Consider the following 13,428-nt stretch of genomic DNA (forward strand, 5'->3'; position numbering starts at 1 on the left):
TCGATCAGACCACGGGGAGTTTGCTTTGGCAGCCTCATCGCCGACCAGGCACGTGTTCGTCACCGGAGGCGTCGCCTCCTCCCTCGGCAAGGGCCTCACCGCTTCGAGCCTGGGCAACCTGCTCAAGGCTCGCGGTCTGCGGGTGACGATGCAGAAGCTCGACCCCTACCTCAACGTCGACCCCGGAACGATGAACCCGTTCCAGCATGGGGAGGTCTTCGTCACCGGTGACGGTGCCGAGACCGATCTCGACATCGGCCACTACGAACGTTTCCTCGACGTCGACCTCGGTCGCAGCGCCAATGTCACGACCGGACAGGTCTACTCGAGCGTCATCGCGAAGGAACGCCGCGGCGACTACCTCGGCGACACCGTGCAGGTGATCCCGCACATCACCAACGAGATCAAGGCCCGGATCCGCGCGATGGCGGGCCCTGACGTCGACGTGGTGATCACCGAGATCGGGGGCACGGTCGGTGACATCGAGTCGTTGCCCTTCCTCGAAGCGGCTCGCCAGGTACGTCATGACGTCGGCCGCGACAACGTCTTCTTCCTGCACGTCTCTCTCGTTCCCTACCTCGGTCCGTCGGGCGAGTTGAAGACCAAACCCACCCAACACTCGGTCGCCGCACTGCGAAGCATCGGCATCCAGCCAGACGCGATCGTCTGCCGCTGCAATCGTGAGCTCCCGTCGAGCGTGAAGCGCAAGATCTCGCTGATGTGCGACGTCGACGAGGAAGCGGTCATCGAGAATCCGGATGTACCGAGCATCTACGACCTGCCCAAGGTGCTGCACGCCGAAGGCTTGGATGCCTACATGATCCGCCGGCTCAACCTGCCGTTCCGGGACGTGGACTGGACCCGCTGGGACCAGCTGCTGCGCCGGGTCCACCATCCCGCGGACGAGGTGACGGTGGCCCTGGTCGGCAAGTACATCGACCTGCCAGATGCGTACCTCTCCGTCACGGAGGCGCTGCGCGCCGGCGGTTTCCACCACGACACCCGGGTCGAGATCCGTTGGGTGCCCTCCGACGAGTGCACCTCGCAGGAGGGCGCGGCGAAGCATCTCGCGGACGTGGATGCGGTGTGCATTCCCGGTGGGTTCGGTGTGCGGGGCGTGGAGGGCAAGATCGGCGCCATCACCTACGCCAGGGAACACCACCTGCCGGTCCTCGGTCTCTGCCTGGGCCTGCAGTGCATGGTGGTGGAGTTCGCCCGCAACGTTGCCGGCCTCGACGACGCCAACTCCACCGAGTTCGACGCGAGCTGCTCCCATCCGGTCGTCGCGACCATGGAGGAGCAGCGCGAGATCGTGGCCGGCGCCGGCGATCTCGGCGGCACCATGCGCCTCGGGCTCTATCCGGCCAAGCTCACCGAAGGGACGCTGACCCGGCGGGCCTATTCCGAGCCGTACGTCGAGGAGCGCCACCGCCACCGTTACGAGGTCAACAACGCCTACCGCGGGCAGCTCGAGGACGCGGGCATGGTCATCTCGGGAACATCTCCGGACGGCCGGCTGGTGGAGTTCGTCGAGTTGCGTTCGGACCTGCATCCGTACTTCGTGGCGACCCAGGCCCATCCGGAGCTGCGGTCCCGCCCCACCCGCCCGCATCCCCTGTTCGCCGGTCTGATCGAGGCGGCGCTGGTCCGGCAGCGCGAGATGCAGCTCCCGGTCGGCGACGTGCAGGTCGCCTACGCCCCTGACGGCAGGCTGGGGAATCGGGTCGCCGAGGTGGATGGCCCAGGCGTGGAGGAGGCAGGCGTGGAGGGCGCAGGCGTGGACGGTGAACGCGACGCGCGCGAACGCGCCCGGGTCGCTGCGAGCGCCGGGTGGATCCAGGCCGGTGCCCGCCGGTGAGTGACGAGGCCGTTCCGGACGGGTTGCGGGACGTACCCGAGCAGTGGCAGGTCGCCTCGTCGACGTACTCCCTGCGTACGCATCGGGTGGTCGATGTACGCCGGGACGACGTCGTGGGTGCCGGACCCGCGGACACCAGCCAACACTTCACCCGCGACGTCGTGGTCCATCCGGGCGCGGTCGGCATCATCGCGCTGGACGACGAGGAGCGGGTGCTGCTCGTCCGGCAGTACCGCCACCCGGTCGGGCACCGCCTCTACGAACCTCCGGCCGGCCTGCTCGACGTCCGCGGTGAGGACTACCTTGCGGCAGCACAGCGGGAGCTGTACGAGGAGGGGCATGTCCGGGCCCGGGACTGGCGGGTGCTGGTCGACGTGTTCACCTCGCCCGGCATGACGACCGAGGCGCTGCGGATGTACCTCGCGCGCGGCCTGGACGATGTGCCGGCGGGGGACCGGTTCAACGGCGTCCATGAAGAAGCCGACATGCCGGTGTCCTGGGCTCCGTTGGCGGAGATCGTCGCCGGCATCATGGCAGGCGACCTGCAAAGCCCGACCCTCGTGATGGGAGCGCTCGCCGCTTGGGCGGCGCGGCAGGGAGCCGGCTACGACGCGCTGCGACCGGCCGGTGCCCCATGGCCGGCGCGTGACCAGCTCGCGGCGGCCATCCATCCGTCACTCTGAGGCGTGTCGCTCGCCGACTCCCCAGGGACGCCTCACACGTCGACGGTGCCGCCGATGCGCCAGTAGATGCCGTACTCCCGGGCGAGGAACCCTTCGTCGACGAGAGCCCTGCGCAGTTCGGCGTAGTCGTCGTAGACCTGGTGCAGGATCAGGTTGACGCGCGACTCGGGATACCGGACGCCGGGTTCGAACAGTTGGGCCACGTGGTCGAGGAGCTGCCGGCGACGGGCGTACTTCGCCGGCATCGCGTGGATCCGGCCGTCGTGCACGAACGCCCGGAACAGCTTCTGGGTGGGCTGGTCGGCGTCAGCTGGCGGCACCAGCGTGCGCTCGATGGCATCGACATCCACCGCTGTGCGCTCCCTTCACCTACTGCGACGCTGCCCCCGCGAAACAGCTGTCACGTCCCAGTTTGGCAGCGTTCAGTGCGTTCATGCTCGACTTTTCCGGCCGCCGCCCGACCACGTACCCGTCACGGGGTGGCGCCGCGCGGTGACCGTCCGGACCCTACTGCGGCCGGCGCAGGTCGACTAGCCTCCGGCCATGGCGGTCCGGTCGTTCGTCGAGCTGCTCTACGAGCAGGCTCCACCCGAGGCGTTCGAGGAGCAGCTGCGGTACGCCCAGACCGATGGCGCCGGTCCGGAGGAGATGCAGCGACTCCGGCAGGAGCTCGGAATCGCGCTGCGGGTGCGCGCGCAGATGGCTCGCCAGCGCCAGCGCGAGGCGGAGCTCTCCGCGTTGTACGAGACCGCCAACGACCTCACCTCGATCAGGGACGTCGACGCCGTGCTCACCGCCATCGTGCGGCGCGCCAGGCAACTGCTCGGGGCCGACCTCACCTACCTCAGTCTCAACGACCCCGACCGCGGCGACTCCTTCATCCGGATGACCGACGGGTCGGTGTCCGCGCGGTTCCAGCAACTGCGTCTGGACCTCGGCACGGGCCTGCTCGGGTTGGTCGCCCAGACCGGGGCGCCGTACTTCACCGACGACTACTTCGCCGACCAGCGGTTCCTCCATCGCGACTACATCGACAGCGCGGTGGCCGAGGAGGGGATCCACGCGATTCTCGGCGTACCCCTGCTGCTCGGCGGGAAGGTCGTCGGTGCGCTCCTCGCCGCCAACCGGAGCGCCCGGCCGTTTCCGCCCGGAGAGGTCGTCCTGCTCGGATCGTTCGCCGCGCACGCGGCAATCGCACTCGAGAACGCCCGACTCTTCGAGGAGATCCGGCAGGCCATCGCCGATCTGGACGCCGCGAACGCGACCGTACGCGCGCATTCGGAGGCGGTCGAGCTCGCCGCCAGCGCCCACGACCGGCTGGCCGACGTGGTGCTGCACGGGGGCGGAGTGGAGGCGGTGGCCTCGGTGCTGGCCGACGTCCTCGGGAGCATTGTCGTGGTCCGTGAGCCTGGCGGCCATCTGATCGCCTGCGCCGGGGACGGAGCGGCTGCTTCCGGCCTCACGGCCATGTCCAGCAGGGCCGCGCCGCCGGACGGCCCGAGCCGCCCTTCCGCCGCCCGGCAGTCGGACGGCCCGAGCGGAACCTCTACTGGCCACGCTCGCGACACGTTCGCCGCCTCGGTGACCGAAGCCTTGCGGAGCGGTCGCAGCGTCGAGATGCCTCTCCCGACGACGACGGGTGAGCGGGCCTGGCTGGCGGTCGCCGTCGCGGGCAACGACCACCTCGGCACGCTCGTCGTCGGGCGCACGCTCGATCTCGGCGAGGCCGACCGCCGGATCCTGGAACGCGGCGCCCTCGTCACGGCCCTCCTCCTGCTGTTCCAGCGTTCGATGGCGGAGGCCGAGGACCGGGTTCGTGGCGAGCTTCTGGATGACGTTCTCTCCGACCCACACCGCGACCCGGCGACCGTCCGCGAGCGGGCGCGGAGGCACCGCACGGATCTCGAGGCGCCACACGTCGTGCTGGTGGTGGCAGCCGACGCGGTCGAACGCCATCGGGTGGTCGCGGCGGCGTCCCGGCTCGCGGCGGGCAAGGGCGGCCTCGGCGGGGTGTACGACGGGGCAGTGGTCCTCGCACTCCCCGGCGAGCAACCGGCCGGCATGGCTCGAATCGTCCGGGACCGGCTGTCCGAGGTTCTCGAGACGACGGTGACCGTGGGCGCGGCTGGCCCAGGCAAGGGTCCGGAGGGGATTGCCCACTCTCACCGGGATGCTCACCGGTGTCTCGCCGCCCTCCTCGCGCTGGGCCGGCGAGGGGACGCGACGGATGTGGCGGGGCTGGGCTTCGCACGGCTGCTGTTCGGCGGCGGGCCGGCGGAGATCGAGGACTTCCTGACGGCGACGATCAAGCCACTGCTCGACTACGACGCCGACCGCGGAACCGAGCTCGCCGGGACTCTGGAGGCGTGGTTCGCCGCGGGTGGCAGCCCGGCGAGAGCTGCCGAGGCCCTGCACGTCCACACCAATACCGTCACCCAGCGGCTGGAGCGGGTCGCGGCACTGATCGGCCGGGACTGGCGTACGCCCGAACGCGCTCTCGACGTCCAGCTCGCCCTCAGGCTGTGGCGGTTGCGCTCGGTCACCTTCGGGAGATAGCGGACCACCACATGGGTGGGGCCATGATGTGTGGCCCGGACACATCGCCTCCGCAGGGTCGCCGCGCCTACCTTCTGCTCATTCATCACCGAACGAGAGTGAGGTCATGAATGAGCAGAGCACCTTGGGCATGGGCCGACGAAGGAGCCCCGTGATCGATCTGTCCGGCCGGACCGCAGCCGTGACCGGTGCCGCCAGCGGGATCGGCCGGGCCTGCGCGGTCCGGCTCGCCGCCGCGGGCGCCCGGATCGTCGTCATCGACCGGGACGCGGACGGAGCGGAAGCCGTGGCTGGGGAGCTCGGCGGAACCGCCCTCGCCCTGGACCTCGCCGAACCGGCAGCCTTCGACGACCTCACGCTGGAGGCGGACATCCTCGTCAACAGTGCCGGCCTGCAGCACATCGCGCCGGTCGAGGAGTTCCCGCCCGAGCGGTTCGTACTGCTCCTGCGGGTGCTGCTCGAGGCCCCGTTCCGGCTGGCACAGAACCTCCTTCCCGGCATGTACGCACGAGGCTGGGGGCGGCTCGTCCACATCTCCTCGGTCCACGGTCACCGGGCCTCGGCGTACAAGTCGGCCTACGTCGCGGCAAAACACGGGCTCGAAGGCCTGTCTAAGGTCCTCGCCCTCGAAGGCGCCGGACGCGGCGTCACCTCCAACACGGTGTGTCCCGGGTATGTGCGTACGCCGCTCGTCGAAGGGCAGCTGGCGGCACAGGCCGAGACGCACGGCATCACCGAGGCGGAGGTGGTCGACGACGTCCTGCTGGCCCGTACGCCGGTCAAGCGACTCATCGAACCCGCCGAAGTAGCTGGCACGGTCGCCTACCTGTGCGGCCCCGACACGGCATCGATCACGGGATCGTCCTTTCACCTCGACGGTGGCTGGACGGCCAGCTGAACCTGCATGTCCGCATCACCTCGTCCTGACCCGACTGCTGTCCAGGAAAGGAACCGTCGATGTCCACCCAGGCGAGCACTCCCGCGCCCCGCAGCAGCTTCGCCAAGGTCGTCATGGCGAGCCTCGTCGGCACGACCATCGAGTGGTACGACTTCTTCCTCTACGGCTCGGCCGCGGCCCTGGTCTTCAACACGCTGTTCTTCCCCGAACAAGACCCGACCGTCGGCACGATGCTGGCATTCGTCACCTACGCGCTCGGCTTCGTTGCCCGGCCGGTCGGTGGGATCGTCTTCGGCCACTTCGGTGACAAGCTGGGCCGGAAGAAGATGCTGGTCGTGAGCCTGCTCCTGATGGGCGGGGCGACCTTCGCCATCGGCCTGTTGCCGACGTACGCCACGATCGGCGTCGCCGCGCCGCTCCTGCTGTTGTTGTGCCGGTTGGTCCAGGGATTCGCGGTCGGCGGCGAGTGGGGCGGTGCGGTGCTCATGGTCGCCGAGCACGGATCGGCGGAGCGCCGCGGCTTCTGGTCGAGCTGGCCGCAGGCCGGGGTTCCGGCGGGAAACCTGCTCTCGGTTCTGGTGCTGTTCATCCTCGCCTCGACCACCTCCGACGAGGCGTTCACGACGTGGGGTTGGCGAGTGCCGTTCCTGCTGAGCGCGATCCTCGTCGTCGTCGGGTTGTGGATCCGGCTACGCCTCACCGAATCGCCACTGTTCACGCAGGCGCAGGCGGAGTTCGAGGCGCGCAAGGTGCAGCGGCGGGCACCGGCGCTCGACGTCGTACGGAAGTACCCGCGCGAGGTGCTCCAGGCGATGGGGGCGCGGTTCGCCGAGAACGTCTGCTACTACATCTTCACGGCGTTCGTTCTTGCCTATGTCACCGAGAGCGTGGGTCTCGACCGGCAGGTGGCCCTCAACGCCGTCCTGGTCGCGTCGGCGGTGCACTTCATCGTCATCCCGCTCTTCGGCGCGTTGTCGGACAGGGTTGGACGCAAGCCGCTCTACCTGGCCGGAGCCGCGGGTGTCGGCGTGTGGGGTTTCGCCTTCTTTCCGCTGATCGACACCAGGTCGCAGGCGGCGATCACCCTCGCGATCACGGTCGGTCTCGTCCTGCACGCCGCGATGTACGGACCGCAGGCGGCGTTCTTCTCCGAGCTCTTCGGCACCAGCGTCCGCTACAGCGGTGCGTCGATCGGTTACCAGCTGGCCTCGGTGGTGGCGGGTTCACTCGCGCCCATCATCGCGTTGGCGTTGCTCGCGAGGTTCGGCTCCAGCATTCCGGTCTCGTTGTACCTGCTGGGGGCGGGCGCCCTGACGGTGGTCGCCGTGCTGCTCACCAGGGAGACGCGGGGGACCGGTCTCGCCGAGGACCGGGTGCTCGCCGGCGTCACCGAGGCCCCGGCGGCGGACTCCGCACATGCGGACGGCCGCTGAGCCCTCCGGACACCGAGGGGCGCCGCGCGATATCCGTTCGTACGACGTGGGCGTGGGCGGGCATCCTGGTGCGATGTCGACGGATGTTCGCCTGCGACCGCTCTCCTACGACGACTGGCCGGCCGTCCACGCATGGGCGAGTCTGCCGGAGGCGTGCCGCTACCAGACGTGGGGACCGAGCACGGAGGAGGAGACCAAGGCGTTCGTCAAGGCCGCTGTCCAGGCGTGGGAGCAGAGTCCACAGGTGCGGTACGTCCACGCGGTCGAGGTGGACGGGGTGGTGGTCGGCAACGGTGAGCTCAAGATCCTCCACCGTACGCACCGACAGGGCGAGATCTCCTACATCGTGCACCCACGGATGTGGGGTCGCGGGGTGGGCACGGCGGCCGGGCGTGAGCTGTTGCGCATCGGCTTCGAGGAACTGGACCTTCACCGCATCGTCGGCACCTGCGATCCGCGCAACCTCGGCTCGGCGGCCGTGCTCCGCAAGCTGGGCATGACCTATGAGGGGCACCTTCGGCACACCCAGCTCATCCGCGACGGCTGGCGGGACTCCCTGGCGTTCAGCATCCTCGACGACGAATGGCGTCTCGCTCGCGACGGGGATTGATCACGCATACGTGATCATTCCCCCTGAGGCAGAGCGACTAGATGTCGCGGAACGTCTCGATCTGGGCGCCAAGCTGGTTCAGGCGTTCGGCCAGATCTTCGTAACCGCGGTTGATGACGTAGATGTTGCGCAGCACCGACGTCCCCTTCGCCGCCAGCATCGCGAGCAGGATGCAGACCGCGGGTCGCAACGCCGGTGGGCAGATCACCTCTGCCCCTGACCAGTGGGTCGGACCGTCGACGTAGATCCGGTGCGGGTCGGCCAGCCGGACCTTGCCGCCGAGCTTGTTCAGCTCGGTCAGGTGGATGGCCCGGTTCTCATAGACCCAGTCATGGATCAGCGTCGTCCCGTGGGCCGACGCCGCGATGACCGCGAAGAACGGCAGGTTGTCGATGTTCAGCCCCGGGAACGGCATCGGGTGGATCTTGTCGATCGGCGCGTGGAGCCGCGCCGGCGAGACGGTCAGGTCGACCAGCCGGGTGTGACCGTTGACGGCTGCGTACTCCTCGCTTCGCCGACACGCCAGCCCCATCTCCTCCAGCAGCGCCAGCTCGATCTCGAGGAACTCGATCGGCGCCCTACGGATCGTGATGGTCGACGACGTGACGATGGCGGCGGCGATAAGGCTCATCGCCTCGATCGGATCCTCCGAGGGGGCGTAGTCGACGTCGCGGTCGATGACGGGTACGCCGTGGACGGTGAGGGTCGTACTCCCGATCCCGTCGATGCGTACGCCCAACTCCGTCAGGAAGAAGCACAGGTCCTGCACCATGTAGTTCGGGCTCGCGTTACGGATGACGGTGACCCCATCGCGACGGCTGGCCGCCATCAGTGCGTTCTCGGTCGCCATGTCGCCCCGCTCGGTCAGGACGATCGGGCGGGTGGGTGCGACCGAGCGGTCCACCTCGGCGTGGTAGTAGCCGCCCGTCGCCTTGACCTCGAGGCCGAGTTGACGCAGCGCGACCATGTGCGGTTCGACGGTACGCGTGCCGAGGTCACACCCGCCCGCGTGCGGGATCTTGAACCGGTCCTCCAGGTGCATGAGCGGGCCGAGGAAGTTGAGCACCGTCCGGGTGCGGCGGGCGGCCTCGACGTCCATGCTGTCGAGGTCGAGCTTCGCGGGTGGCACGATCTCGAGGTCGTTCTGCGGGTTGAGCCACCGGGTGCGCACTCCGATGCTGGCCAGCACCTCGAGGATCCGGTTGACCTCCTCGATGCGCGCGACCTTGCGCAGGGTGGTCCGCCCCTTGTTGAGCAGCGACGCGCAGAGCAGCGCGATGCCGGCGTTCTTGCTGGTCTTGACATCGATACTGCCCGACAGTTCGCGCCCGCCGACGACCCGCAGGTGCATCGGCCCCGAGGTGCCGAGCGAGACGATCTCCGAGTCGAGAGCCTCACCGATGCGGGCGAGCATGTCGAGGCTGAGGTTCTGGTGGCCGTGCTCGATCCGGTTGATCGCGCTCTGACTGGTGCCGAGGGTGTCGGCCAGCCGGGCCTGGGTCCAGCCTCGGTGCTGGCGCGAGTCGCGGATCAGGCTGCCGATCCGGCGCAGGTAGTCTTCGCTCATGGCCGAGGACCATATCTCATATCTGAGGTACGACAGACGTCTAAGCTGCAGAATCTCCAGGGAGCTCGCGAGCGCCTTCTCCAGATATTGCATTTCATGATGTCGGCTGGGCCGCTCGGTCGAAGCGCGCGCTCATGTGCTGGTCCTACCCGACCATCGCCATGACCACTCGTTGTGGAGCGCGCTCAGGTCAGGGCGTCGAGTGCATGGTCCACGTCGGCGGTGGTGGAGTAGACGTGGCACGACACCCGGACCCGGCCGTCGCGAACTGCTGCCCTGATCCCCGCCCTGGCGAGCTTGTCCTCGGCACCGGGAATGTCCGCCGACACGATCGCGGAGTCTGCCGGCGCCAGGCCGAGCCCGGCTCGGAACCGGTTGGCGAGCGCGACATCGTGGGCGTTCACCTGCTCGATCCCGATCTGGAGCAGGAGCGCGAGGGCCGGAGCGGCGCCGACAAAGCTGAACCAGGCCGGCGACACGTCGAAACGCCGGGCGTCGGCCGCCAGTCGAAGTGGCGGGCCGTAGTACGAGTCATGCGGATCAGCGCCGGCGTACCACCCTGCCTGCAGGGGGGTGAAGCGGTCACGTACGGCGGGGGAGAAGTAGCCGAACGCCGCACCCCGAGGCGCCATCAGCCACTTGTACGCCGCGGCCACGACGACATCGGCACGCGACCAGCGCCATGGCAGCCAGCCGGCAGCCTGACTCGCGTCGACGACCACCAGCGCGCCGACCGAGCGGGCCGCCTCCACCACGGCCTCGAGGTCTGCGACCTCGCCCGTCGCCGACTGCACGGCGCTGACCGCCACGACCGTCGTACGCCCCGAACCGCCGCTGGTGCCAGCGGTCACGGCGTCGGCCAGGCGGGCGGTGGGCACCGTGACGACCTCGACGCCGCGCTCGGCCTGGACCAGCCACGGAAAGAGGTTGGAGGTGAACTCGATCTCGGGGACGACGACCCGTGCGTCGGCGGGCAGGCTCGCCGCGACGGGTGCGAGAAGCCCTGACGCCGTGCTGCCGACGGCGATGTCGGCCACGTCCGCCCCGGTCAGGCGCGCGAAGGCCGCCCGGGACGCCTGCGTGGACTCGTCCCAGTGCTCCCAACTCGTCCGGCCGTGCCGCCACTCGTCCAGTGCGGACTGGAGTGCGTTCCACGCCGGCCGTGGGGGCAGTCCGTAGCTCGCGGTGTTCAGCCAGCCGGGAGTGGCGTCCCACAGGGTCTGTGCCTCGGTCACGTCCATCGGCAGCAACCCTGCCAGACACGCCTGGCGATCATGAAGGTCCGCCGATGCGCTGAACCCGGGGAATCTTCCAGGATGGCCTGGCGCGGTGCGCGCATGTCGCCCGAAAGGTCGCGATATCCGGATTACACTCGCCCCGCCCAGACCTGAGGTCGCACGACCGAGCGACGATGGAAGGGTGGGTCGGCAACGACGCCGTCCCCAGCAGTGGTGAAGGCCTGCCCGCTACCGCGGGCCCTTCACCACACAGTCAGGAAGGCGCTGAACAACCGTGAAAATCGGGGTTCCCAAGGAAGTCAAGTGTCATGAGTACCGCGTCGCCCTCACCCCGGCGGGGGCGCACGAACTGACCCGGCACGGCCACGACGTGGTGGTCGAGCGTTCCGCTGGCGAAGGCTCGGTGATTCCCGACGCGGAGTTCGTCCGCGCCGGCGCGCGGATCGTGCCCACCGCCGACGACGTGTGGGCCGAGGGTGAGCTCCTGCTGAAGGTCAAGGAGCCCGTCGCCGAGGAGTACGACCGGCTGTCGAAGGGGCAGGTCCTCTTCACCTACCTTCACCTGGCCGCGTCGCGGGCCTGCACCGATGCGCTCCTCGACTCGGGCGTGACGGGCATCGCTTATGAAACGGTCCAGCTGGCCGACGGTTCACTCCCGCTACTCGCGCCGATGAGCGAGGTCGCGGGCCGGCTCGCCCCCCAGGTCGGTGCGTACCACCTGATGCGGCAGGGCGGCGGCAGGGGCATCCTCATGGGGGGTGTCTCCGGTGTCTACGCCGCGAAGGTGGTGGTCATCGGCGCCGGTGTCTCCGGCCTCAACGCCGCCGCGATCGCCCTCGGCATGCAGGCGGAGGTACTGCTGCTGGACAAGAACGTCGAACGGCTCCGCCAGGCCGACCGCATCTACCGGGGCCACCTGCAGACGGTCGCCTCCAATGCGTACGAAGTGGAGCGCGCGGTCCTCGACGCCGACCTCGTGATCGGCGCCGTCCTCGTGCCCGGTGCGAAGGCGCCGACGCTGGTGACCAACGACCAGGTGGCGCGGATGAAGCCCGGCAGCGTCCTTGTCGACATCTCGATCGACCAGGGCGGCTGTTTCGAGGACTCCCGGCCGACGACCCACGACGAGCCGACCTACCGCGTCCACGACTCGGTGTTCTACTGCGTCGCCAACATGCCGGGGGCGGTGCCGCACACGTCGACCTACGCGCTCACCAACGTCACGCTGCCGTACGTTCTCGAACTCGCCGACCACGGGTGGCGCGCCGCCTGCCGCGCCGACCACGCACTCGGGCTCGGCGTCAACACCCACGAGGGCCATCTGGTCAACGCCGCCGTCGCCGAGGCACACAGGCTGCCGCACGCCGCGCTCGACGAGGTGATGGCCTGAACGACACACACCTGAGCGACACACACTCGAGGAGGGCTCGGCAGGACGGCCGCCACCTGCGCCACAATCAGAGGGTGGCGCAGGTGGCGGAGTCGAGCGTGCTGGGCAGGTCGCTGAATGGCTACCTCGACCACCTCGCGGTCGAACGCGGGCTCGCGGAGAACACCCTGTCGTCCTACCGTCGCGACCTCCGCAGATACGCCGAGTTCCTGGCGGGGCGCGGCCTCGACCGGGCCGACCAGATCGGTGAAGCGGACGTGACCGCGTTCCTGGTCCGCCTTCGCGAGGGGGACGCCGAACATCCGCCGCTCGGGGCCAGCTCCGCGGCCCGGACCGTGGTCGCCGTCCGGGGCTACCACAGGTTCGCCCACCGGGAGGGCTGGACACCGTCGGACCCTGCCCGCGACGTACGTCCGCCCGCGCCACCACGACGGCTGCCAAAGGCGCTGCCGGTCTCCGACGTCGGTCGGCTCCTCGACGCCGCGGGCATCGGTGACACTCCGCTCGCGTTGCGCGACCGGGCCCTGCTCGAACTGCTCTACGGCACAGGCGCGCGCATCTCCGAGGCCGTCGGCCTCGACGTCGACGACCTCGACCTGGCCGTCGGAGAGGTCCTGTTGCGTGGCAAGGGAGGTAAGGAGCGCGTGGTGCCGGTCGGTTCGTACGCCAGTGAGGCGGTGTCCGCCTACCAGGTGCGCGCACGCCCGGCGCTCGCGACCGCGGGACGCGGGACCCCGGCGCTCTTCCTCAACGCCCGCGGCGGACGGCTGTCCCGCCAGAGTGCCTGGACCGTGCTCCGCCACGCGGCTGAACGCGCCAAGGTGACCGCGGAAGTCTCGCCGCACACGCTTCGCCATTCGTTCGCCACGCATCTGCTCGACGGTGGTGCGGACGTGCGTGTCGTGCAGGAACTCCTCGGGCACGCGTCGGTGACGACGACCCAGGTCTATACGCTCGTCACGGTGGACAAGCTGCGTGAGGTCTATGCCGCGACACACCCCCGTGCGCAGGCCTAAAGCCCGCCCTCCGGCACGATCAAGGGCTACCGTCTTAGAGAGCACGGCGTGTGTGCCGCACGGCTCGGACCATCGGGGCGGACGGCTCGCCTGCCTGGCTCACCACCGCGCCCTCGGGCATGAAGACGCGGAGTGCCCCGAGCGGGCACCCGCTAGAGTCACCGGACCGCGAGTGGCCA

11 protein-coding genes are annotated in these 13,428 nt (G+C 69.4%); 8 read left to right on the plus strand and 3 right to left on the minus strand.

What is annotated here, in order from left to right:
• The first annotated feature begins 25 nt into the window (after nucleotides 1-25).
• Together pyrG and ABN034_RS14500 are read left to right on the plus strand one after the other, a co-directional pair.
• The gene (pyrG, locus tag ABN034_RS14495) at nucleotides 26-1,858 is read left to right on the plus strand and encodes a CTP synthase (protein ID WP_349691529.1); all 1,833 of its coding nucleotides are present in this window, start codon (nucleotides 26-28) and stop codon (nucleotides 1,856-1,858) included.
• Nucleotides 1,855-2,541, plus strand: a complete 687-nt coding sequence (locus tag ABN034_RS14500; protein ID WP_349691530.1) for an NUDIX domain-containing protein — start codon at nucleotides 1,855-1,857, stop codon at nucleotides 2,539-2,541. Before pyrG ends, ABN034_RS14500 begins: the two co-directional genes overlap by 4 nt.
• 32 nt (nucleotides 2,542-2,573) lie before the next feature.
• Here the strand turns inward: ABN034_RS14500 and ABN034_RS14505 are convergent, their stop codons facing one another.
• Nucleotides 2,574-2,891, minus strand: a complete 318-nt coding sequence (locus ABN034_RS14505) for a DUF2087 domain-containing protein (RefSeq protein ID WP_349332078.1) — start codon at nucleotides 2,889-2,891, stop codon at nucleotides 2,574-2,576.
• A 193-nt stretch (nucleotides 2,892-3,084) separates the two neighbouring features.
• Here ABN034_RS14505 and ABN034_RS14510 point away from each other — a divergent pair, with 193 nt between their 5' ends.
• The 4 genes from ABN034_RS14510 to ABN034_RS14525 all read left to right on the plus strand — a co-directional run bounded on the left by ABN034_RS14510 (nucleotide 3,085) and on the right by ABN034_RS14525 (nucleotide 8,038).
• On the plus strand, nucleotides 3,085-5,097 hold the full coding sequence (locus ABN034_RS14510; protein WP_349691531.1) for a helix-turn-helix domain-containing protein: 2,013 nt from the start codon (nucleotides 3,085-3,087) through the stop codon (nucleotides 5,095-5,097).
• Nucleotides 5,098-5,248: 151 nt separating this feature from the next.
• Entirely contained in the window at nucleotides 5,249-5,995 is a 747-nt protein-coding gene (locus ABN034_RS14515; protein ID WP_349691532.1) for a 3-hydroxybutyrate dehydrogenase, read from the plus strand.
• Nucleotides 5,996-6,054: 59 nt separating this feature from the next.
• The gene (locus ABN034_RS14520) at nucleotides 6,055-7,428 is read left to right on the plus strand and encodes an MFS transporter (RefSeq protein ID WP_349691533.1); all 1,374 of its coding nucleotides are present in this window, start codon (nucleotides 6,055-6,057) and stop codon (nucleotides 7,426-7,428) included.
• 73 nt (nucleotides 7,429-7,501) lie between these two features.
• Nucleotides 7,502-8,038 (plus strand): GNAT family N-acetyltransferase, encoded by a 537-nt coding sequence (locus ABN034_RS14525; protein WP_349691534.1) that lies wholly within the window; start codon nucleotides 7,502-7,504, stop codon nucleotides 8,036-8,038.
• 37 nt (nucleotides 8,039-8,075) lie between these two features.
• Here ABN034_RS14525 and ABN034_RS14530 read toward each other — a convergent pair whose 3' ends face one another.
• The gene (locus ABN034_RS14530) at nucleotides 8,076-9,605 is read right to left on the minus strand and encodes a helix-turn-helix domain-containing protein (protein WP_349691535.1); all 1,530 of its coding nucleotides are present in this window, start codon (nucleotides 9,603-9,605) and stop codon (nucleotides 8,076-8,078) included.
• Between the two features lie 185 nt (nucleotides 9,606-9,790).
• Nucleotides 9,791-10,846, minus strand: a complete 1,056-nt coding sequence (locus tag ABN034_RS14535; RefSeq protein WP_349691536.1) for an aminotransferase class V-fold PLP-dependent enzyme — start codon at nucleotides 10,844-10,846, stop codon at nucleotides 9,791-9,793.
• 271 nt (nucleotides 10,847-11,117) lie between these two features.
• Here ABN034_RS14535 and ald point away from each other — a divergent pair, with 271 nt between their 5' ends.
• Both ald and xerD read left to right on the plus strand, forming a co-directional pair.
• Nucleotides 11,118-12,233, plus strand: coding sequence for an alanine dehydrogenase (ald, locus tag ABN034_RS14540; protein ID WP_349691537.1), 1,116 nt, complete (start codon nucleotides 11,118-11,120; stop codon nucleotides 12,231-12,233).
• A 74-nt stretch (nucleotides 12,234-12,307) separates the two neighbouring features.
• Nucleotides 12,308-13,249, plus strand: coding sequence for a site-specific tyrosine recombinase XerD (gene xerD / locus ABN034_RS14545; protein WP_502879045.1), 942 nt, complete (start codon nucleotides 12,308-12,310; stop codon nucleotides 13,247-13,249).
• The last annotated feature ends 179 nt before the right edge of the window (nucleotides 13,250-13,428 follow it).

It is taken from the genome of Actinopolymorpha sp. B11F2 (assembly GCF_040195635.1).
In the GTDB taxonomy this organism is placed as follows: domain Bacteria; phylum Actinomycetota; class Actinomycetes; order Propionibacteriales; family Actinopolymorphaceae; genus Thermasporomyces.